At 56.4% G+C, this 22,313-nt stretch carries 16 protein-coding genes; 9 read left to right on the plus strand and 7 right to left on the minus strand.

Translation table 11 applies throughout. The features are described from left to right. The first annotated feature begins 89 nt into the window (after positions 1-89). From AB4K05_RS09880 to yegS, 9 genes are all read left to right on the plus strand, one after another. Positions 90-1,352, plus strand: coding sequence for an MdtA/MuxA family multidrug efflux RND transporter periplasmic adaptor subunit (locus tag AB4K05_RS09880; protein ID WP_368479809.1), 1,263 nt, complete (start codon positions 90-92; stop codon positions 1,350-1,352). Next, on the plus strand, positions 1,352-4,474 hold the full coding sequence (locus AB4K05_RS09885) for an MdtB/MuxB family multidrug efflux RND transporter permease subunit (RefSeq protein WP_368479810.1): 3,123 nt from the start codon (positions 1,352-1,354) through the stop codon (positions 4,472-4,474). The genes AB4K05_RS09880 and AB4K05_RS09885 overlap by 1 nt, the downstream gene beginning before the upstream one ends. After that, complete coding sequence (mdtC, locus tag AB4K05_RS09890; protein WP_368479811.1) at positions 4,475-7,552, plus strand: multidrug efflux RND transporter permease subunit MdtC; 3,078 nt, start codon at positions 4,475-4,477, stop codon at positions 7,550-7,552. A 2-nt stretch (positions 7,553-7,554) separates the two neighbouring features. Further along, on the plus strand, positions 7,555-8,967 hold the full coding sequence (locus tag AB4K05_RS09895; RefSeq protein ID WP_368479812.1) for an MFS transporter: 1,413 nt from the start codon (positions 7,555-7,557) through the stop codon (positions 8,965-8,967). Between the two features lie 3 nt (positions 8,968-8,970). Beyond that, positions 8,971-10,428 carry a two-component system sensor histidine kinase BaeS gene (gene baeS, locus AB4K05_RS09900; RefSeq protein ID WP_368479813.1) on the plus strand — a complete coding sequence of 486 codons (1,458 nt, stop codon included), beginning with the start codon at positions 8,971-8,973 and terminating at the stop codon, positions 10,426-10,428. Then, positions 10,425-11,147 carry a two-component system response regulator BaeR gene (baeR, locus tag AB4K05_RS09905; protein ID WP_368479814.1) on the plus strand — a complete coding sequence of 241 codons (723 nt, stop codon included), beginning with the start codon at positions 10,425-10,427 and terminating at the stop codon, positions 11,145-11,147. The genes baeS and baeR overlap by 4 nt, the downstream gene beginning before the upstream one ends. A gap of 130 nt (positions 11,148-11,277) precedes the next feature. Continuing rightward, complete coding sequence (locus AB4K05_RS09910; protein ID WP_368479815.1) at positions 11,278-11,610, plus strand: YegP family protein; 333 nt, start codon at positions 11,278-11,280, stop codon at positions 11,608-11,610. A 154-nt stretch (positions 11,611-11,764) separates the two neighbouring features. Further along, positions 11,765-13,126, plus strand: coding sequence for a tRNA 5-hydroxyuridine modification protein YegQ (gene yegQ / locus AB4K05_RS09915; protein WP_368479816.1), 1,362 nt, complete (start codon positions 11,765-11,767; stop codon positions 13,124-13,126). Between the two features lie 243 nt (positions 13,127-13,369). Next, complete coding sequence (yegS, locus tag AB4K05_RS09920) at positions 13,370-14,269, plus strand: lipid kinase YegS (protein ID WP_368479817.1); 900 nt, start codon at positions 13,370-13,372, stop codon at positions 14,267-14,269. Here the strand turns inward: yegS and AB4K05_RS09925 are convergent. The 7 genes from AB4K05_RS09925 to AB4K05_RS09955 form a co-directional block, all read right to left on the minus strand. Further along, positions 14,266-15,555, minus strand: a complete 1,290-nt coding sequence (locus AB4K05_RS09925; RefSeq protein WP_368479818.1) for an ABC transporter substrate-binding protein — start codon at positions 15,553-15,555, stop codon at positions 14,266-14,268. The two genes, yegS and AB4K05_RS09925, sit on opposite strands and share 4 nt — an antisense overlap. Before the next feature lie 114 nt (positions 15,556-15,669). Continuing rightward, positions 15,670-16,443 (minus strand): ABC transporter ATP-binding protein, encoded by a 774-nt coding sequence (locus AB4K05_RS09930; protein WP_368479819.1) that lies wholly within the window; start codon positions 16,441-16,443, stop codon positions 15,670-15,672. A 10-nt stretch (positions 16,444-16,453) separates the two neighbouring features. Continuing rightward, complete coding sequence (locus AB4K05_RS09935) at positions 16,454-17,320, minus strand: ABC transporter ATP-binding protein (RefSeq protein WP_368479820.1); 867 nt, start codon at positions 17,318-17,320, stop codon at positions 16,454-16,456. Further along, the gene (locus AB4K05_RS09940; RefSeq protein WP_368479821.1) at positions 17,292-18,197 is read right to left on the minus strand and encodes an ABC transporter permease; all 906 of its coding nucleotides are present in this window, start codon (positions 18,195-18,197) and stop codon (positions 17,292-17,294) included. Before AB4K05_RS09940 ends, AB4K05_RS09935 begins: the two co-directional genes overlap by 29 nt. After that, the gene (locus AB4K05_RS09945) at positions 18,194-19,231 is read right to left on the minus strand and encodes an ABC transporter permease (protein ID WP_368479822.1); all 1,038 of its coding nucleotides are present in this window, start codon (positions 19,229-19,231) and stop codon (positions 18,194-18,196) included. The genes AB4K05_RS09940 and AB4K05_RS09945 overlap by 4 nt, the downstream gene beginning before the upstream one ends. Beyond that, on the minus strand, positions 19,228-20,850 hold the full coding sequence (locus tag AB4K05_RS09950) for an ABC transporter substrate-binding protein (protein WP_368479823.1): 1,623 nt from the start codon (positions 20,848-20,850) through the stop codon (positions 19,228-19,230). The genes AB4K05_RS09945 and AB4K05_RS09950 overlap by 4 nt, the downstream gene beginning before the upstream one ends. Positions 20,851-20,966: 116 nt before the next feature. Further along, on the minus strand, positions 20,967-22,121 hold the full coding sequence (locus tag AB4K05_RS09955) for a mandelate racemase family protein (RefSeq protein ID WP_368479824.1): 1,155 nt from the start codon (positions 22,119-22,121) through the stop codon (positions 20,967-20,969). Between the last annotated feature and the right edge of the window lie 192 nt (positions 22,122-22,313).

Below are 22,313 nucleotides of genomic sequence, written 5' to 3' on the forward strand. Positions count from 1 at the left end.
TCTTTCATATTTCCTCCATTTTTCCTGAGCGTTCCGTTACTAAACTAGTATCATTTCGTGGAATGATTCAGGACGAGACACGTATAACGATGAAAGGCAGTCATAACACTCGCTGGCGGATTGCGCTGGCGGTGCTGGTAGTTATCGCGGGGGCGGTAGCCATTTGGCACTTCAGCAGCAATTCTCAGACCTCCGATTCGGCTTCCGCAAAACCAGCAGGCGCCCCTGCCGGTGGCGGACGTCATGGTGGTCGTTTCGGCGGCACGCTGGCGCCGGTTCAGGCCGCCACCGCCACCAGTGAAGCCGTACCGCGCTATTTAAGCGGACTAGGCACCATCACCGCCGCCAATACGGTCACCGTCAGAAGCCGCGTGGATGGCCAGCTCATGGCGATTCACTTCCAGGAAGGTCAGCAGGTTAAAGCCGGCGATCTCTTAGCGGAAATTGACCCAAGCCAATTCAAAGTTGCATTGGCCCAAGCACAGGGGCAGTTAGCTAAAGATAAAGCGACGCTTGCTAATGCGCGTCGCGATCTGGCGCGCTATCAGCAGTTGGTAAAAACCAATCTCGTTTCTCGTCAGGAACTTGATACCCAACAGTCGCTGGTTAGTGAAACCGAAGGCACTATCAAGGCCGATGAGGCCTCGGTCGCCAGCGCGCAATTGCAGCTCAATTGGAGCCGGATCACCGCACCCATCGATGGTCGCGTGGGGTTAAAACAAGTCGATATCGGCAACCAGATATCCAGCGGTGACACCACCGGCATTGTGGTGCTGACGCAAACACACCCTATTGACCTCGTTTTCACGCTGCCTGAGAACGACATCGCCACCGTGGTTGCCGCACAAAAAGCAGGCAAAACCCTCGCAGTTGAAGCCTGGGACCGCACCAATAAGAAAAAGCTCAGCGATGGCATGCTGTTAAGCCTCGATAACCAGATTGATGCCACCACCGGCACCATCAAGTTAAAAGCGCGATTTAATAATCAAGATGACGCGCTGTTCCCTAACCAGTTCGTCAACGCCCGCATGCTGGTTGATACCCAGCAAAATGCAGTCGTGATCCCAACCGCCGCGCTGCAAATGGGCAACGACGGTCACTTCGTTTGGGTGCTCAATAGCGATAATAAAGTCAGCACACACACCGTGGTACCGGGTATCCAAGATAGCCTGAAAGTGGTTATCGATGGTGGCCTCTCCGCAGGAGACCGCGTGGTCACCGATGGCATCGACCGCTTAACCGAAGGGGCAAAAGTGGAAGTGGTGACCGCACATGACGCCAGCGCCGCCAGTGCCGAGAAACCGGCAGCGGAGCAAGCGCATTCCGCCGGTCATAAAGGAGCCCGCGGCTGATGCAAGTGTTACCGCCGAGCAATACAGGCGGCCCGTCACGCCTGTTTATTATGCGTCCTGTCGCCACCACGCTGTTGATGGTGGCGATTCTGCTGGCCGGGATTATCGGCTACCGTTTTCTGCCCGTTTCCGCCCTGCCTGAGGTTGATTATCCAACCATTCAGGTCGTTACGCTTTATCCGGGTGCTAGCCCGGATGTCATGACCTCCGCGGTCACAGCGCCGCTGGAACGCCAATTTGGTCAGATGTCCGGCTTAAAACAGATGTCGTCGCAAAGCTCCGGCGGCGCGTCGGTGGTCACGTTGCAGTTCCAGCTTACTCTGCCACTGGACGTTGCCGAGCAGGAAGTGCAGGCGGCGATTAACGCCGCCACTAACCTGCTACCAAGCGACCTGCCAAACCCGCCGGTTTACAGTAAGGTCAACCCGGCTGATCCGCCGATTATGACCCTTGCCGTCACCTCCACCGCCACGCCAATGACGGAAGTGGAAGATATGGTGGAAACCCGCGTGGCGCAGAAAATTTCCCAGGTTTCCGGCGTCGGTTTAGTGACGCTGGCAGGCGGTCAGCGCCCTGCCGTACGCGTAAAACTCAACGCCCAAGCCATTGCGGCGCTGGGGCTAACCAGTGAAGACATTCGCACCGCCATCACCAGCGCCAACGTCAACTCGGCCAAAGGTAGCCTCGATGGCCCGACGCGTGCGGTCACGCTCTCAGCCAACGACCAGATGCAATCGGCGCTGGAGTACCGCCAACTGATTATTGCCTATAAAAACGGCGCGCCGATTCGCTTAGGCGACGTCGCTACCGTCGAGCAAGGGGCTGAAAATACCTGGCTTGGCGCATGGGCCAATAAAAAACAGGCCATTGTGATGAACGTACAACGCCAGCCTGGCGCCAACATCATCTCAACCGCCGATAGCATTCGTCAGATGCTGCCGCAACTCACCGAAAGCCTGCCGAAATCGGTCAAGGTTGAAGTGCTTTCTGACCGTACCACCAATATTCGCGCTTCCGTTTCCGATACCCAGTTTGAGTTGATGCTGGCGATTGCGCTGGTGGTGATGATCATCTATCTGTTCTTGCGCAACGTTCCGGCCACCATCATTCCCGGCGTCGCCGTCCCGCTGTCGCTGGTTGGCACCTTCGCGGTGATGGTGTTCCTCGACTTTTCCATCAATAACCTGACGCTAATGGCGTTAACCATCGCCACCGGGTTTGTGGTCGATGACGCTATCGTGGTTATCGAGAACATCTCGCGCTATATCGAAAAAGGCGAGAAACCGATGGCAGCGGCGCTGAAAGGCGCCGGCGAGATTGGCTTTACCATTATCTCCCTGACCCTATCGCTGATTGCCGTGCTGATCCCACTGCTGTTTATGGGCGATATTATTGGCCGTCTCTTCCGCGAGTTTGCCGTCACGCTGGCGGTGGCGATACTGATCTCCGCCATCGTCTCGCTGACCCTGACACCAATGATGTGCGCGCGCATGTTAAGCCATGAGTCGCTGCGTAAACAAAACCGCTTCTCACGTGCCAGCGAACGCTTCTTTGACCGCGTTATTGCCGGTTACGGCCATCTGCTGGCCCGCGTGTTGAATCATCCGTGGCTCACGTTAAGCGTTGCGTTAGGGACGCTCGCGCTGTCGATGATCCTGTGGGTGACCATTCCCAAAGGCTTCTTCCCGATTCAGGATAACGGCATCATTCAGGGCACGCTTCAGGCTCCACAGTCGGTGTCATTCACCAGCATGGCGCAGCGTCAGCAAACGGTAGCCGACGCTATTTTGAAAGATCCGGCGGTAGCCAGCCTGACCTCTTTTGTTGGCGTTGACGGCACCAACCCGGCGCTTAACAGCGCGCGTCTGCAAATTAACCTCAAGCCGCTCAGCGATCGTGACGATCGTGTTCAGGTGGTGATTAACCGCTTGCAGCAGGCGGTGGCACGGATCCCGGGTGTAGAACTGTATTTGCAGCCGACGCAGGACTTAACCATCGACACCACCGTCAGCCGCACCCAGTACCAGTTTACACTGCAGGCCAACTCGCTGGATGCGCTAAGCCAGTGGGTGCCACAGCTGATGAACCAACTGCAAGCGCAGCCACAGCTCTCTGACGTCAGCAGCGACTGGCAGGATCAAGGACTGGTGGCCTTTGTTAATGTTGATCGCGACAGCGCCAGCCGTCTTGGTATTTCGATGGCTGATGTCGATAACGCGCTGTACAACGCCTTCGGCCAGCGCTTGATTTCCACCATCTACACCCAAGCGAACCAGTATCGCGTGGTGCTGGAGCACGATACCCGGGCGACTCCCGGCCTTGCCGCGCTGGATAACATCCGTCTGACTAGCAGCGACGGCGGCATTGTTCCGCTCACCGCGATTGCCAAAATCGAACAGCGCTTTGCCCCACTGTCGATTAACCATCTCGATCAGTTCCCGGTCACCACCATTTCGTTCAACGTGCCGAACGGCTACTCGCTGGGCGATGCGGTGCAATCGATTCAGGATGCCGAAAAATCGCTGAACTTCCCTACTGATATTCGCACCGAGTTCCAAGGCAGCACCCTCGCCTTCCAGTCGGCGCTGAGCAGCACCATCTGGCTGGTGGTGGCCGCCATCGTCGCGATGTATATCGTGCTGGGCGTACTGTACGAAAGCTTTATTCACCCGATAACCATTCTGTCGACGCTGCCGACGGCGGGCGTCGGCGCACTGCTGGCACTGATGATTTCCGGCAGTGAGCTGGATGTGATTGCCATTATCGGCATCATTTTGCTTATCGGCATCGTGAAGAAGAACGCCATCATGATGATCGACTTTGCGTTGGCGGCAGAACGCGAGCAAGGCATGGCGCCACGCGAGGCGATTTATCAGGCCTGTTTACTGCGTTTTCGCCCGATTCTGATGACGACGCTGGCGGCGCTGCTGGGTGCATTACCGCTGATGCTAAGCACCGGGGTGGGCGCGGAGCTTAGACGTCCGCTGGGTATTGGCATGGTGGGCGGTCTGTTGGTCAGTCAAGTACTGACCCTGTTCACCACGCCGGTTATCTATCTGCTGTTCGACCGTTTGTCGCTGTACCTGAAAAGCCGGTTCCCGCACCGTGAAGAGGAAGCGTAAGTGAAATTTTTTGCGCTCTTTATCTACCGCCCGGTGGCGACGATCCTCATTTCGCTCGCCATCACCCTGTGCGGTGTGCTGGGTTTCCGGCTGCTGCCGGTCGCCCCGCTGCCGCAGGTAGATTTCCCGGTTATCATGGTCAGTGCTTCACTGCCGGGCGCATCGCCGGAAACCATGGCGTCATCCGTTGCCACACCGCTGGAACGTTCGCTCGGACGCATTGCCGGGGTCAACGAAATGACCTCCAGCAGTTCGCTGGGCAGTACGCGTATCATTCTCGAATTTAACTTCGACCGCGATATCAACGGCGCGGCGCGTGATGTACAAGCGGCGATAAATGCCGCGCAAAACCTGCTTCCCAGCGGGATGCCAAGCCGCCCGACTTACCGTAAAGCCAATCCGTCGGACTCACCGATCATGATCCTGACGCTCACCTCGGATACCTATTCCCAAGGTGAGTTGTATGATTTCGCGTCTACCCAACTGGCGCAGAATATCGCGCAAATTGACGGCGTCGGTGACGTAGACGTCGGCGGTAGCTCCCTGCCCGCCGTGCGCGTCGACCTCAACCCACAGGCGCTGTTTAACCAGGGCGTATCGCTGGATGCGGTGCGCAGCGCCATCAGCAATGCCAACGTGCGTAAACCTCAGGGGGCGATTGAAGATGTCGCACACCGCTGGCAGGTGCAGACCAACGATGAGTTGAAAAAAGCGGCGGAATACGAGCCGTTGATTATTCACTACAACAACGGTGCGGCGGTGCGGCTTGGTGACGTCGCCAACGTGACCGACTCGGTGCAGGATGTACGTAATGCCGGGATGACCAATGCCAAACCGGCCATTTTGCTGATGATCCGCAAACTGCCGGAAGCCAACATCATCCAAACCGTCGACAGCATTCGCGCCGAACTCCCGGCACTGCAGCAAACCATCCCGGCGGCAATCGATCTGCAAATTGCCCAAGATCGCTCGCCGACCATCCGCGCTTCGCTTGAGGAAGTCGAGCAAACGCTGGTGATTTCAGTGGCGCTAGTCATCCTGGTGGTGTTTTTGTTCCTGCGCTCAGGCCGAGCGACGCTGATCCCGGCAGTGGCGGTGCCTGTCTCGCTCATCGGGACCTTCGCCGCCATGTATCTGTGCGGGTTTAGCCTCAATAACCTGTCGCTGATGGCGCTCACCATCGCCACCGGCTTTGTGGTCGATGACGCCATCGTGGTGCTGGAGAACATCTCCCGCCATTTGGAGGCGGGCATGAAGCCGCTTCAGGCCGCCTTACAGGGCAGCCGTGAGGTCGGCTTTACCGTCTTATCGATGAGCGTCTCGCTGGTGGCGGTGTTCTTGCCGCTTCTGTTAATGGGCGGTCTTCCGGGCAGATTGCTGCGGGAGTTTGCGGTGACCCTTTCGGTGGCGATTGGTATTTCGTTGGCGGTATCGCTAACGCTCACGCCGATGATGTGCGGCTGGATGCTCAAATCTAGCCGTCCGCATACGCCAACCCGTACCAAAGGTTTGGGCCGTTTGCTGGTCGCCATGCAGCAAGGCTACGGCAAATCGCTACGCTGGGTGCTAAATCACGCGAGGCTGGTTGGCGTGGTGTTCCTTGGGACCATCGCCCTAAACGTCTGGCTGTATATTTCTATCCCCAAAACCTTCTTCCCGGAGCAGGATACCGGAGTGTTGATGGGCGGCATTCAGGCTGACCAAAGCATTTCGTTCCAGGCAATGCGTGGAAAACTGCAGGACTTTATGCAGATCATTCGTGACGATCCGGCGGTGGATAACGTTACTGGCTTTACCGGCGGTTCCCGTGTGAATAGCGGGATGATGTTTATCACCCTCAAATCTCGCGACCAGCGTCATGAATCGGCACAGCAGATAATCGACCGGCTGCGCAAAAAACTCGCCAAAGAGCCCGGTGCTAACCTGTTCTTAATGGCGGTGCAGGATATCCGCGTCGGCGGGCGTCAGGCTAACGCCAGCTATCAGTACACGCTGCTGTCCGATAGTTTGGCCGACCTCAGAGAGTGGGAGCCGAAAATTCGCAAAGCGCTGGCTGCATTGCCGGAACTGGCTGACGTCAACTCGGACCAACAGGATAACGGCGCGGAGATGAGTTTGGTCTACGACCGTGAAACCATGTCGCGGCTGGGTATCAGCGTTGAAGAGGCCAACAGCCTGCTCAATAACGCCTTCGGCCAACGGCAGATTTCTACTATCTATCAGCCGCTTAACCAGTACAAAGTGGTAATGGAAGTGGATCCTGTTTACACCCAGGATGTCAGCGCGCTGGACAAAATGTTCGTGATTAATAGCGACGGCAAAGCCATCCCGCTCTCCTATTTTGCCAAATGGCAGCCGGCTAACGCCCCGCTTTCCGTGAACCATCAGGGACTGTCTGCCGCGTCCACGGTCTCCTTTAACCTGCCAACCGGCAAATCGTTATCGGAAGCCAGCGACGCCATCACCCGAACCATGACGCAGCTTGGCGTGCCTTCCACGGTACGCGGCTCTTTCGCCGGAACGGCGCAGGTGTTCCAAGAGACCATGAATTCGCAGGTGATTTTGATTCTCGCCGCCATCGCTACGGTCTATATCGTGTTGGGTGTGCTGTATGAAAGCTACGTCCATCCATTGACCATTCTCTCCACCCTGCCCTCGGCGGGCGTGGGTGCCCTATTAGCGCTGGAGCTGTTCGATGCCCCATTCAGCCTAATTGCCCTTATTGGGATCATGCTATTAATCGGCATTGTGAAGAAAAACGCCATCATGATGGTCGACTTCGCCCTTGAAGCGCAGCGCAATGGCAATCTGCCGCCGGAAGAGGCTATTTTCCAAGCCTGTCTGCTGCGTTTCCGTCCGATTATGATGACTACGCTGGCGGCGCTATTTGGTGCGCTGCCGCTGGTTATCTCCGGGGGCGATGGTTCAGAACTGCGTCAACCGCTGGGGATCACGATTGTCGGCGGGCTGGCAATGAGTCAATTGCTGACGCTTTACACCACGCCGGTGGTTTATCTGTTCTTCGACCGTTTGCGTCTGCGTTTTTCGCGTCAATCCCGACAATCGGTAACTGAATAACCATGACTGAACTCCCCGCCAACGTTCGCTGGCAACTGTGGATCGTGGCGTTTGGCTTTTTTATGCAATCGCTGGACACCACGATAGTCAACACCGCCCTCCCCTCCATGGCGCTGAGCCTGGGGGAAAGCCCGCTGCACATGCATATGGTGGTGGTCTCTTACGTGTTGACCGTCGCCGTAATGCTACCCGCTAGCGGTTGGCTGGCTGACCGGGTCGGCGTGCGAAATATCTTTTTCACCGCCATTATCCTGTTCACCCTCGGTTCGCTGTTCTGCTCGCTCTCCAGTACGCTCAACGAACTGGTGATGGCCCGCGTATTACAGGGCGTTGGCGGCGCGATGATGGTACCGGTCGGCAGGCTGACGGTGATGAAAATCGTCCCCCGCTCGCAGTATATGGCGGCGATGACCTTCGTCACCCTGCCAGGTCAGATTGGGCCGCTGCTGGGCCCCGCGCTGGGCGGGATCCTCGTGGAATACGCCTCTTGGCACTGGATTTTCCTGATTAATATTCCCGTCGGTATTATCGGCTGTATCGCCACCCTAATGCTGATGCCCAACTACACGGTGCAAACCCGACGTTTTGATGTTTCGGGTTTTATCGTGCTGGCACTGGGCATGGCAACGCTAACATTGGCGCTCGATGGGCAAAAAGGTTTAGGGATTTCACCGTTAATGATGGGCGCGCTGGTGACCATTGGCGTCGCTTCTATCTTGATGTATCTGTGGCACGCGCGCGGCAACGATAGCGCGCTATTTAGCCTGACGCTGTTTCGTACGCCAACCTTTTCGCTGGGACTAGCCGGCAGCTTCGCCGGACGCATCGGCAGCGGCATGTTGCCGTTTATGACCCCGGTATTTTTACAAATAGGCCTCGGCTTCACCCCGTTCCACGCGGGGCTGATGATGATCCCAATGGTACTGGGCAGTATGGGTATGAAGCGGATCGTCGTGCAGGTGGTCAACCGTTTTGGCTATCGCCACGTGCTGGTCTTTAGCACTTTGGCCCTTGCACTTATTAGCCTGCTGTTTATGTTTACCGCGCTGGCCGGTTGGTACTACGCTCTGCCAGTGGTGCTGTTTATTCAGGGCATGGTGAACTCCAGCCGCTTCTCATCGATGAATACGCTGACGTTAAAAGACCTGCCGGATGAGCAGGCCAGTAGCGGCAACAGTCTGCTGTCGATGGTTATGCAATTGTCGATGAGTATTGGCGTCACCATTGCCGGGATTTTGCTGGGCATGTTCGGCCATGCGCATATCGCAATCGGCAGCGACGTCACGCATCACGTCTTTATGTACACCTATTTATGTATAGCCGCGATTATTGCCCTACCGGCATTGGTGTTCGCCCGCGTACCGAACGACACCAGCAAGAACGTGGTTATCGCCCGACGCAAGTTGAAGGAGTAAATCGTGAAATTATGGCGCCCGGGCATCTCCGGCAAACTGTTTCTGGTCATTCTGACCACCTGCATTGTGCTGCTTATCAGTATGCATTGGGCCGTGCGCGTCAGTTTCGAACGGGGCTTTATCGACTACATCAAGCGCGGCAACGAGCAGCGCTTACAGCTGTTAAGCGATGCGCTGGCGGAACAGTACGCGCAGCATGGAAACTGGCGTTTCTTACGCAATAATGACCGCTTTATTTTCCAGATCCTGCGTTCATTTGAACATGACAACAATGAAGACAAAATGCCACCAGGCCCGCCCGGCCCGGACGGTGGAATGGATCGCGGCCCAGGTCCCGATCGCGGCGGTATGCCGCCACATGGCTGGCGCACGCAGTTTTGGGTTATTGACCAAAACGCCCGCGTGCTGGTTGGCCCACGCGAAGCGGTACCGCACGATGGCACCCGCCGCGGCATCATTGTCAACGGCATGGAGGTCGGCGCGGTCATTGCGTCACCGGTCGAGCGGCTGACCCGCAATACCGATATCAATTTTGATCAGCAGCAGCGGCGCACCAGCTGGCTTATCGTCGGCCTGGCAACGCTTCTTGCCGCTCTTGCTACCTTCCCGCTGGCGCGCGGGCTCATTGCCCCGGTTAGGCGTCTGGTGGAAGGCACTCATAAACTGGCCGCCGGGGATTTCTCAACCCGCGTTCCCGTCACCAGTGGCGATGAGCTAGGCAAGCTGGCGCAGGACTTTAACCAGCTCGCCAGTACGCTTGAAAAAAACCAGCAGATGCGCCGCGATTTGATGGCCGATATTTCCCACGAGCTGCGTACGCCGCTCGCCGTTCTACGCGGTGAGCTGGAGGCGATTCAGGACGGCGTGCGCAAATTCACCCCGGAATCGGTCACTTCATTACAGGCGGAAGTCGCCACGCTCACCAAGCTGGTAAACGATTTACACCAGCTTTCCATGTCTGATGAAGGTGCGCTGGCCTATCAAAAATCCTCGGTGGATCTCATCTCACTGCTGGAAATTGCCGCCGACGCCTTCCGTGAGCGTCTTGCGAGCCGAGGATTAACGCTGAATCTGGCGTTGTCGAGCAATGCCACGGTATTTGGCGATCCGGACCGTTTAATGCAGCTCTTTAATAATCTGCTGGAAAACAGCCTGCGCTATACCGACAGCGGTGGTCAGGTCCTTATTCGCACCACCCTTTCCCCCCTGAACATCGTGATGGAATTTGCCGACAGCAGCCCGGGCGTCACCGATGAACAGCTGACTAAACTGTGCGAGCGCTTTTATCGCACCGAAGGTTCACGCAACCGCGCCAGCGGTGGTTCCGGTCTAGGATTGGCCATCTGCGCCAATATCGTGACCGCCCACGGTGGCCGTCTTGACGTCGGCCATTCGCCTTTTGGCGGGGTTAGCATTAAAGTAGAGTTACCGCTGGAACGCGCAATACCGAGAGAGATATGACCGAGTTACCGATTGATGAAAACGCCCCACGCATTTTAATCGTGGAAGATGAACCCAAACTGGGGCAATTGCTCATCGACTATCTGCTGGCAGCGCACTACGCACCGACACTGATTAGCCACGGCGATAAAGTGCTGCCGTATGTCCATCAGTCGCCCCCCAATTTGATCCTGCTGGATTTAATGCTGCCAGGCACCGACGGCCTGACACTGTGCCGGGAGATCCGCCGCTTCTCCGATGTTCCTATCGTTATGGTGACGGCAAAAATTGAAGAGATCGACCGCCTGCTGGGTCTGGAAATCGGCGCCGACGACTACATCTGTAAACCGTACAGCCCTCGTGAAGTGGTGGCACGGGTGAAAACCATCCTGCGCCGCTGTAAGCCTCGCCAGGAGCTCCAGGCACTCGACGCGCAGAGCCCGCTTATCGTCGATGAGAATCGTTTCCAGGCATCATGGCGCGATCGTCTACTGGATCTGACCCCAGCAGAATTTCGCCTATTGAAAACCCTGTCACAGGAACCGGGAAAAGTGTTCTCCCGCGAACAGTTGCTCAATCATCTGTACGATGACTATCGTGTGGTTACCGATCGCACTATCGACAGCCATATTAAAAACCTGCGCCGTAAGCTGGAATCGCTTGATGCTGAACAGTCGTTTATCCGTGCCGTATACGGCGTAGGCTATCGCTGGGAGGCCGACGCCTGCCGGATGGCGTAACCGCACGCGGAGCGGCCAAGCCGCCGCTCCGTTCTTTCCCTGCCGTATTATTCGCATCCCTGCTAATTTCTCCCATACTCATACAGTCAGCCAATACCTTTAACTACTTCAATTTCATAAAGGAGTCACCATGGCGGGTTGGTTTGAGTTAAGCAAAAGCAGTAACGATCAGTTTAAATTCGTGCTGAAAGCGGGCAACGGGGAAGTGATCCTGACCAGCGAGCTGTACACCACCAAAGCGGCGGCAGAAAACGGCATCGCCTCGGTGCGCACCAACAGTCCGCTGGATGAGCGCTATGAGAAGAAGACGGCAAGCAACGGCAAATTCCACTTCAACCTGAAGGCCGGAAACCATCAGGTGATTGGCAGCAGCCAGCTGTATGCCAGCGAAGCTGCCCGCGATAAAGGCATCGCCTCGGTAAAAATTAACGGTGCCAGCGAGACCGTAAAAGATAACACCTGATAGGTAAACTCCCCGCCGGGTGGCCGTCAACACCCACCTGGCACTTTACCTCCCCCCTTCGCAGCGCTACAATGCCCGCCCTTAATGTGGGGGCACTCCCCAACTCGCCGCATCAGGTGTGGCGAATCTGACCTGTCATCAGAACGAGAAAATCATGTTTAAACCGGAACTCCTTTCCCCGGCGGGAACGCTGAAAAATATGCGTTACGCTTTCGCTTACGGTGCCGATGCTGTCTATGCCGGCCAACCGCGCTACTCGCTGCGCGTGCGTAACAACGAATTCAATCACGAAAATCTGCAGCTTGGCATCAATGAAGCCCACTCACTGGGCAAAAAATTCTATGTGGTCGTGAACATCGCTCCGCATAACGCCAAGCTGAAAACCTTCATTCGCGATCTGAAGCCGGTAGTGGATATGGGGCCGGATGCACTGATTATGTCCGATCCAGGTCTGATTATGCTGGTGCGTGAAAACTTCCCAGAGATGGACATTCACCTGTCAGTACAGGCCAACGCCGTCAACTGGGCGACGGTGAAGTTTTGGAAACAGATGGGTCTGACCCGCGTGATCCTCTCCCGCGAGCTGTCTTTGGAAGAAATTGAAGAGATCCGCAGCCAGGTGCCGGATATGGAGATTGAAATCTTCGTGCACGGCGCGCTGTGCATGGCCTACTCTGGCCGCTGCCTGCTGTCCGGTTACATCAACAAGCGTGACCCAAACCAAGGCACGTGCACCAACGCCTGCCGCTGGGAATATAACGTCCAGGAAGGCAAGGAAGACGACGTCGGCAATATCGTCCATAAATACGAACCTATTCCGGTACAAAACGTTGAGCCAACCCTCGGCGTCGGTGCACCTACCGACCAGGTCTTTATGCTGGAAGAAGCCAAACGTCCTGGCGAGTACATGACCGCCTTTGAAGACGAACACGGCACCTACATCATGAACTCCAAAGATCTGCGCGCCGTGGCCCACGTCGAACGCCTGACCCAGATGGGCGTGCACTCGCTGAAAATCGAAGGCCGTACCAAATCGCATTACTACTGCGCACGTACCGCCCAGGTTTACCGCAAAGCCATCGACGACGCCGCTGAAGGCAAACCGTTCGACTCAAACCTGTTGGAAACGCTGGAAAACCTCGCCCACCGCGGCTACACCGAAGGTTTCTTGCGTCGCCATACGCATGACGACTATCAGAACTACGAATACGGTTTCTCTGTCTCAGAGCGTCAGCAGTTCGTCGGTGAATTTACCGGCAAGCGCCAAGGGCCATTGGCCGAAGTATTGGTGAAAAACAAATTTGCCCTCGGCGATAACCTGGAACTGATGACCCCACAGGGCAATGTTAACTTCACCCTCGAGCAAATGGTTGATGCCAAAGGTGAAGCAAAACCTGTCGCGCCGGGCGATGGGCATACCGTATGGTTACCCGTGCCGGAAGATATCGCAGTCGAGTTTGGCCTGCTGATGCGCAATTTCGCAGGAGAATCGACTCGGAATCCGCACAACAGCTAGTACATATAGATTGTTTTTCAATAGCAAAGATTCTTAGAAATGGATCACAGACGGAATTATCCAAAACGGATACTATCTCCCTCGCTGAAAAACATAATCCATAAATGCTAGCTGTACCCAAGAACCACCTCCTTAGCCTGCGTAATCTCCCTTACGCGGGCTTATTTTTTTGCACTTCACTCCTAAAGCACATCTGACCGTCCTTTGTTACACTCTTTGCATACCCCATAAAGAGGTACCACGATGTCAGATTTTCCAGCCAGTCTATTGATCCTTAACGGCAAAGGTGCCAACAACCCTGAACTACGCGAAGCGGTCACGTTGCTGCGCGAAGAAGGTATTGCTATCCACGTGCGCGTGACGTGGGAGAAAGGCGACGCCGTGCGCTATGTCGAAGAGGCATTAGCCCTCAAGGTCGCGACGGTGATTGCCGGCGGCGGCGACGGTACCATCAACGAAATCGCCACGGCGCTGATTCAGTGCGAGGACAGCCAGGTTCCGGCACTCGGAATATTACCGCTCGGTACGGCCAATGATTTTGCCACCAGCGTCAATATTCCTGCGGATATGGCCAATGCGCTGAAGCTGGCCATTGCCGGGCGCGCCGTGCCGGTTGATATAGCTCAGGTGAACGGTGAAACCTGCTTTATTAATATGGCCACCGGCGGCTTCGGCACGCGGATCACCACCGAGACCCCGGAGAAGCTCAAAGCCGCATTGGGCGGCGTGTCGTATCTTATCCACGGACTGATGCGCATGGACACGCTGAAACCCGACCGCTGCAAAATTCAGGGCGAGAACTTTAGCTGGCAGGGCGATGCGCTGGTGATTGGTATTGGCAACGGACGTCAGGCCGGTGGCGGGCAGCAGCTGTGCCCGGAGGCGCTGATTGACGACGGCCTGCTGCACCTGCGTATTTTTACCGGAGAAGAACTGCTGCCTGCGCTGTTTAATACGCTCGCCAGCAGCGATGGTAAAGAAAACCTCGTCGACAGCGTGTCGCCGTGGTTTGAGGTCACCGCCGCACACGAGATGACCTTTAATCTCGACGGCGAACCGCTGAGCGGTAAATCCTTCCGCATGGAGATATTGCCGGCGGCGCTGCGCTGTCGCCTGCCGCCGGACTGCCCACTACTGCGTTAGCGCATGGCGCGTTTTAAAATACGCTCAGACTGACGTTTGAAATCCGTCGCCGCTTCGGTGACGGTTTTCTTACCGTAGTCAATCGACTGCAGCGCACTGTCAAACTCCTGCACCAGCTGCGGATCTTCGAGATATGGCGACACCGAGAGCGTCGTCGGTAACGCCAGCGCCTGCTTGATCCCAGCAACCGACGGATCGCTATCGTTAATCACGCCGGCCGCAGTCAGCGTTTCCACCGCGCTCTTACTGAGCGGCACGCCGCGCTCCAGCCCCAACAACGTAACGCCTTCTTTGCTGTTAAGCAGGAAGTTAATCAGCTTTGCCGCCGCCTGCGGGTTCTGACTCGTTTTACCAATCGACAGCATCATCGACGGCTTCATAAACAGCCCCGCGTCGGTTGCGCCCGGAAGCATCGGATAATCGCCCAGCACCAGCTTGGCTGGGGGTTTGAGGTTATCGGAATATTTGGTGACGGCGGTGTTCCACATATACACGCCCCCCCACTCCCCCTCAATCCACGGCTTCATTTCATACATATTGCCCTTGCCGAAAGAGGCGTAATACTTCATATCCGGGATCACGTGGTTGCCAACCAGGTCTTTATACAGCTGGAAAAACTCAACCCATTGCGCATCACTGTAGGAGAATTTCTTCGCTTTCTCATCGATGGCCGGAATATTGTATTTCTGCACCATATAAGAGTTCAGCAGCGCCAGCACGCCTAGGCTTTCCGGCGCAACAGGGTAATACTGTTTGCCCAACTTGCTCTCAAACGTTTTCCCAGCGTTCATCAACTCGTCCCAGTTTTTCGGGTAATTCAGCCCCGCTTTTTCCCAGGTCTTGTCGTTGAAATAGAAAATACGCGCGGTCATTGCCACCGGAATACCGTTGAGTTTGCCTTTTACCGTCACCGGCAGAAGATCCTTGGCGGTAAAATTATCGAGGCCAATCTCCTCTTTGACCTGGTTTAGATCATAAAAACCGTTGCCGTCCTTGGAAAACAGCGTCAGCCAGTTCCAGTTGGTTTGCATGACATCCGGTTCCGTGCCGCCCGCCAACTGCGTCGTCAGGCGCGAAGTATGACCGTCCCAGCCGGTGTATTCGGCCTTGACGTTAATATCCGGGTACTGCTGATGAAACGCTTCCAGCGCCTTCAGCGTCACCTGATGGCGGCCGTTACCTCCCCACCACGACATACGTAGGTCAACATTTTCTGCCGCTATGGCGGAGGTGGTACAGGCGCTGAGCACCAAGGGTAGGACAAGACGGAAAGATTTATTATGCATATTTATGATTTCCCAGAGGTCGAAACGTAGGCCGGATAAGGCGTTCACGCCTCCATCCGGCACCAGCACTGAACTGCCCGATGGCGCTACGCTTATCGGGCCTACAACACACGGTTAATACGCCGCGACTTCTCGCGCCATTTCCCGCGTGTACTGGCGGCTAGCGTTGACCAACATTTGCGTATACGGCGTTTGCGCCTCGCCGTTAACCAACGCATCCACCGTTAAGGTTTCCAGAATTTTGCCGTACTGCATCACCGCCACCTTCTGGCACAGATGGGCAATCACCCCGAGATCGTGGGTCACCATCAGATAGGTCAGATTTGACTCTTTTTGCAGCTCAGCCAGCAGGTTTAAGATCTCCGCCTGCACCGAGACATCCAACGCCGAGGTCGGTTCATCAAGCAGCAGCACCTGCGGTTCAAGGATCAGCGCGCGGGCAATCGCCACCCGCTGGCGCTGGCCCCCGGAAAGCTGGTGCGGATAGCGATTGCGGAACGCCCGATTGAGCCCCACGCGGTCTAGCAGCGTATTAATGCGCCGGTCGCGATCGTTGATGCCGTGGATTTGCAGCGGCTCTTCCAGAATGTCGCCAATAGTGTGGCGCGGATGCAACGAACCGTAGGGATCTTGAAATACCATCTGCACTTTACGACAGCGTTCGCGGCTAATCTGGCTCGCCAATCGCTGGCCGTTGATCGCAAGCTCCCCTTGCCAGTGGTTAAACAGTCCCGCAAGGCACTTCAACACCGTGGTTTTCCCGGAGCCAGACTCCCCGACCAAACCGTAAATTTCACCCGGCTGAACGTGGAAATTTACGTCATACAGCACCTGGTTACGTTTGTCGCCTTCGCCAAAAACCAGGTTCAGGTTTTTCACTTCAATCATCGTGCGCTCCTTATTCCGTCAACCAACTAGCCTGACGCTGCAGCACCGGCAATACCGGACGGCGGTGTTGCATATCCGGCAGCGCGCTGATAAGCCCCTGCGTATACGGATGCTGCGCGTTATCGAGATCACAAGCAGCGATGGACTCCACCACTCGCCCGGCGTACATCACCAGCACCCGGTCGCAAAAGCTGCGAACTAAGTTGATGTCGTGGCTGATAAAAATCAGTCCCAAGCCTCGTGATTTCACCAGATCGTCGAGCAAGCCCAGCACCTGCAGGCGTACCGAAACATCCAGCGCGGAAGTCGGTTCATCGGCAATCAACAGCTCCGGGTCGGTAATCAGCATCATCGCTATCATGATGCGTTGGCCCTGCCCGCCGGATATCTCGTGCGGGTAAAGGTTGTAAACGCGCTCAGGATCGCGAATGCGCACCACGTCGAGCATCTCTAGCGCTTTGGCTTTTGCCTCAGCTTTATGTCCCGGATGGTGGGTGAGCCATGCTTCGGCAATCTGGTCACCCACGCGCACTACCGGGTTCAGCGAGTATTTCGGGTCCTGCATAATCATCGAAATGCGCTTACCGCGAATGGTGCGCATCTGCGCCTCGCTGGCGTTTAGCAGGTCGATATCACCAAACTGCATCCGGCTGGCGTCAATGCGTGCTTTTTTCGGATGCAGGTGCAGTAGCGCGCGCCCGACGGTGGATTTCCCTGAGCCGGATTCGCCGACGATCGCCAGCTTCTCACGCCCTAACTGGAAGGAGACACCGCGCACCGCGTGGGTGACCGCACTGCCATTGACGAACTCGACGTTTAAATCGCGCACGTCGAGCAGCGGTGCAGCATTATTCGCTGCGAGGATCGAGGATGTCACGTAGGCCATCTCCTAAGAAGTTGAACGCCAAGCTGTTGATAAGAATCGCCAGCCCCGGAATTGTCACGACCCACCAGCACTCCATCATGTAGGTGCGACCGCTCGATATCATCGCCCCCCACTCCGGCTCCGGCGGCTGTGCACCAAGGCCCAAGAATCCAAGCCCAGCGGCAGTCAGAATGATCCCCGCCATATTCATGGTGATACGAATGATCACCGACGGCAGGCACAGTGGCACAATGTGGCGCCACAGCACGCGCGCCGGTGACGCGCCTTGCAGACGCACGGCGGAGATAAAATCAGCCTGACGCAACGAAAGGGTTTCAGCACGTGCCAGGCGGGCAATTGGCGGCCAGGCGGTAAGGGTGATGGCGATAACCACATGCTCAAGCCCCGGCCCTAAGGCCGCAACAAACGCCAGTGCCAGCACTAGGCTTGGGAAGGAGATAAAGATATCGGTTACGCGCATCAGCACCATATCGACTTTGCCGCCGAAGTAGCCAGCACATACGCCAAGCAGCAAGCCTAACGGCCCGACGGTAACCGACACCAGCAGCACGATGTACAGCGTAATACGCGAGCCGTACACCAAACGGCTGAAGATATCGCGGCCAAACTCATCGGTGCCGAACCAGTGCAGCGCATTCGGCGCGATGAGCGCATTATTTAAGTCCTGCACCAGCGGTTGATACGGCGCAATCCACGGGGCAAAAATCGCGACCACAATCAGCAGGAAGATAATTCCCCCGCCGATAGCGGTCAGCGGATTACGCGCCATCTTGCCAATAAAACCGCCCGCTCGCGTTAAGCCGCGCAGCAGACGCTGGCGGCCTTCGCCAGCCCCGCCCGCAAGCGATGTATCCAGAGAAACCGTCATGATTTTGTCCTCGGATCGAAGAATTGATACAGCATGTCGGAGAGCAGATTGAGCATCACAAAGATAACCCCCACCAGCAGCACGCAGCCCATCACCGCATTCATATCGCCCAGCAGTAAGCTGCCGGTGAGATAAGAACCAAAGCCCGGCCACGAGAAGACGGTTTCAATCAGTACCGCCCCTTCCAGCAGCGAACCGTAGGCCAGCGCCACCACCGTCAGAAGCTGTACCAGAATGTTGCGGAAGGCGTGATTCCAGATAACCTGCCGTTCGGTTAACCCTTTCACCCGCGCGGTGATGATGAACTCCTGCGACAGCTGCGCCAGCATAAAGCTGCGGGTCATACGGCTGATGTAGGCCAGCGAGTGGAAGCCGAGCAGTGCCGAGGGCAGAATCAAATGGTTAATCGCATTCCAGAACACCTCGCTGTTGCCCGCCAGCAGCGCATCGACGGTCATCAGCCCGGTGCGACGCGGAACAATGCCGTCCAGCCCCAAATCAACACGACCGGCTCCACCAACCCAGCCAAGCCAGGCGTAGAACACTAAAAGCCCCATCATCCCGACCCAGAAAATCGGCGTTGAATAGCCAGCTAGGCTGATAATGCGCACCACGTAATCGGAAATGCTGTTACGCCGCGCCGCCGCCAGCACGCCCAGCGGAATGCCGAGACCTGCACCGACGATAATCGCCATCGTCGCCAGCTCCATGGTGGCCGGGAAGACGCGAATGATATCGTCCAGCACCGGTTTCCCCGTCAGTAACGCATTGCCTAAGTCGCCGTGCAGCAGATTGACGAAATAGATACCGAACTGCGTCATCAGCGACTGATCAAATCCCAACTGGTGATAGACCTGCTGATAGGTGCTGTGGTCAGCGTCTGGGCCGACAATCGCCAGCACCGGGTCGATAGGCATCACGCGACCGATAAAGAAGGTCAGCAGCAGCAGGCCGAACAACGTAATCGCCACCTGCATCAACCGTTTTGAAAAGCGCCGGGTACGAGAGCCGGGCGCGAGAATGGCCGTACTCATCCTTTATCTCCTTCGCTGACTTTGTAGACTTCCCGCAGGAAGGTGCTGGCCGACGGATGCGGTATGTAGTCTTTCACTTCATTGCGCACCACGACCGAATCCACCATCTGCGAGACAGGAACCATCGCCGGGATCAGCAGGTCAAACCGCGTCTGAATCTCCTGATAATCAGCAACCTGTTTTTGCGGGTCACGCTCTAAGAGCGCGCTATCGATCATCTCGTTGAGCTGTTTGTCGTAAAACCCTGTACGCCAGCCTTGGAAGTTAGTGAGCTTTGCCGCGTCGCTGTTGTCCGGGTTGTAAACCAGCGCACGTAAGCTGGAGTGCGGGTGCGGTTCCATGCCGCTGCCGCCGCGCCCCACAAGCATGTCAAACTTACGTTCCCGCATCGCGCCGTAGATCTGGTTGCCGGTGCCGGTGATGATTTTGGCGTTGATCCCCGCCTGCATCAGCGTCGACTGCACGGCGATGGCGATATTGAGGAACGGCTGATCGGAAAGCACGCGCAGCGTTGTGTCAAAACCGTCAGGGTATCCCGCCTCCGCCAGCAGTTTTTTCGCTCGCGGCAGATCGAAGGTGTAGCCAGGGTCCGGCAGCGTTGACGGCATTCCTGCTTTGATAGGCCGCTGGTGCAGCACGCCATAGCCCGGCATCAGCGCTTTATTGATGCCCTGATAATCAATCAGGTAGCGCACGGCCTCACGCACTTTTGGGTTGGCAAAGTGCGCTTCTTTCATGCTCATCGCCACGTAGTACATCGTGCCGCGCTGCACCGCATCGACGGTCAGCGCGGGGTCTTTACGCAGGGCGTTGATATCGGAAACCGCCATATTGTTGGCGATATCGAGGTCACCCTTTTCAATCATCAGACGCAGCGTCTGCGACTCCTGGAAATGGCGCAGCACCACGCGGCTCATCTTCGGTTCGCCGCGCCAATAGTCCGGGTTACGCTTCATGCGCAGCACATCTTTTGCCTGCCAGGTTTCCAGCATAAACGGCCCAGAACCGGCCTCGTGAGTGGTCAGCCAGCGGTTGCCCCAGTCGTTATCCTGCTCATGGCTCTGCACGGTTTTACTGTCTAGGACGCCGAGGTTGCCGAGCGCGCCCAGCGAGTAAATCACCAACTGCGGGTCGTTGGCTTTTGGCAGGACAATTTGCACCGTGTAGTCGTCCAGCGCGGTGACCTGTTTATCGACGTTCTTCTTACTAAAGCCGTAGGATTTCCACACCGAGGCCTGCGCCAAGTTAAGGTGCAGAATACGTCGCATCGACCACACCACATCAGCGGCGGTCAGCGAATTGCCGGAGTGAAACTTAACGTTATTGTGTAGATGGAAGGTCAGCGTTGTGCCGTCCGGGCTGATATCCCAAGACTTGGCGAGCGCCGGTTTGACGTTGGTCAGTTGCTTTGGGTCGAGCTCCACCAGTGAATCGTAGAGATTGACCACAATTCCCACCACTTCGTTACCGGTCATCGCGGCCGGGTCGAGGGTCAGGAGATTGTTCATGTTCATGCCGATAATGAGCTGGTCGGGCGGCGTTTTCGCCAGTACCGATCCGCTCCCCATCGCCAAGGTGAGCGCGAGCAAACACGCTCCCAGTAAGGAGGTATTTTTCATTTATAATTTGCCTGTACTGTAGGGTACATGTTGCCGGATGGCAGCGTTTACGCCTTATCCGGCCTACCGGGCCTTGAACCCGATTAGCGTAACGCCATCGGCATTATTATTTTTTGTCAGTCGTGGCTGACGGTGTTGGCTTCGATAAAGGCAAAATTGATGTCTTCGCCCAGTCCCGGACGTTGTGACAGATGCACAAACCCATCGGCATCCATCGGGTCGACGATGCTGTTCAGGTAGGCCGCTGGCTGGTCGTAGTCGAGGAACGGGTGCAGCAGGCCGCGCTCGTACCAGCGACAGTTACGAATCGCACCAATCACCGCCAGACTCGCCGCGCCGTTACCGTGCACTTCGCAATCCATACCAAACGACTCCGCCAGCGCCGCAACCTTCATGGTTGGCGTAATGCCGCCGACACCGTTGGCACCTGCACGTAGGATGTCGCATGCCCCAGCTTTAACCCAGTCGGCGCGGCTGTGATGCTTACCACCAAAACTCTCCGGCCCAATAATCGGAATCGACAGGTTTTCTGCAAGCCAGGCGTAAGACGACATGCTGTCCTCTTCCATTGGCTCTTCAAACCACGCGAAGTCGAGTTTTTCCAGCTCTTTACCTATCCACAGTGCTTCGGTGCGGCTGTACCAGTGGTAGCCGTCAATCATCAGGTCGATATCTGGCCCAACCGCTTCACGCACCGCGGCGCAGGCTTTGATATCCATTTTCGGGTTCGGCGCAAAGGAGACCGGTGGCATCCAGGTGTGCAGCTTAATGGCCTTGTAACCGCGCGCCACCAAGGTCTCGGCAAACGCAGCGTACTCTTGCGGCGTCGAAAGTCCGCCCTCTAAGTCATCGCCACACATGGTGCTGCCATAGGCCGGCACTTTATCGCGATAGCCGCCCAGCAGTTTGTAGACCGGCATATTGAGCTTACGCCCGGCCAAATCCCACAGCGCCTGTTCGACAAACGACAGTGCACGCTCGGTGAGCTGATGCGCACTGCCGCGCTGCCAATGCACCAGATCCTGCCAGATTCGTTCACGGTTGAATGGGTCCTGACCGACCAGCACTTTGCGGAAAAAGGTATTCACCACAAACGGGCGCACGATTTCCGGTGGCGCAAAGGAGTAGCCTTTGGTGCCATCATCGGCGGTAATCGTCAGCATCGCCATTTTCGCCAAGCTCTCCGGCCCTGGATGGGAGTGTCCGGCGCTGTCGGAAACGCGGCGTGTGGGATGCTGGAAAACGGTGACATTTACAGATTCAATTTTCATTATGTGTCCTTAGTACAACATTCGAAATGGCGCTTTTTACACCACAATCCTGTGTCTAACACCGAACTGACAAGATGGTTTCAAGGAATTGAAAAGGCGTTTCATGACTAATCTAAGCACAAAATTGCACCGCTTCCACGGACAAATTCCGCTAACACCGGGCTGTTTTTTGTGCAAGCGCACAACAGGACG

It is taken from the genome of Kluyvera sp. STS39-E (assembly GCF_040932435.1).
Classification (GTDB): Bacteria; Pseudomonadota; Gammaproteobacteria; order Enterobacterales; family Enterobacteriaceae; genus Kluyvera.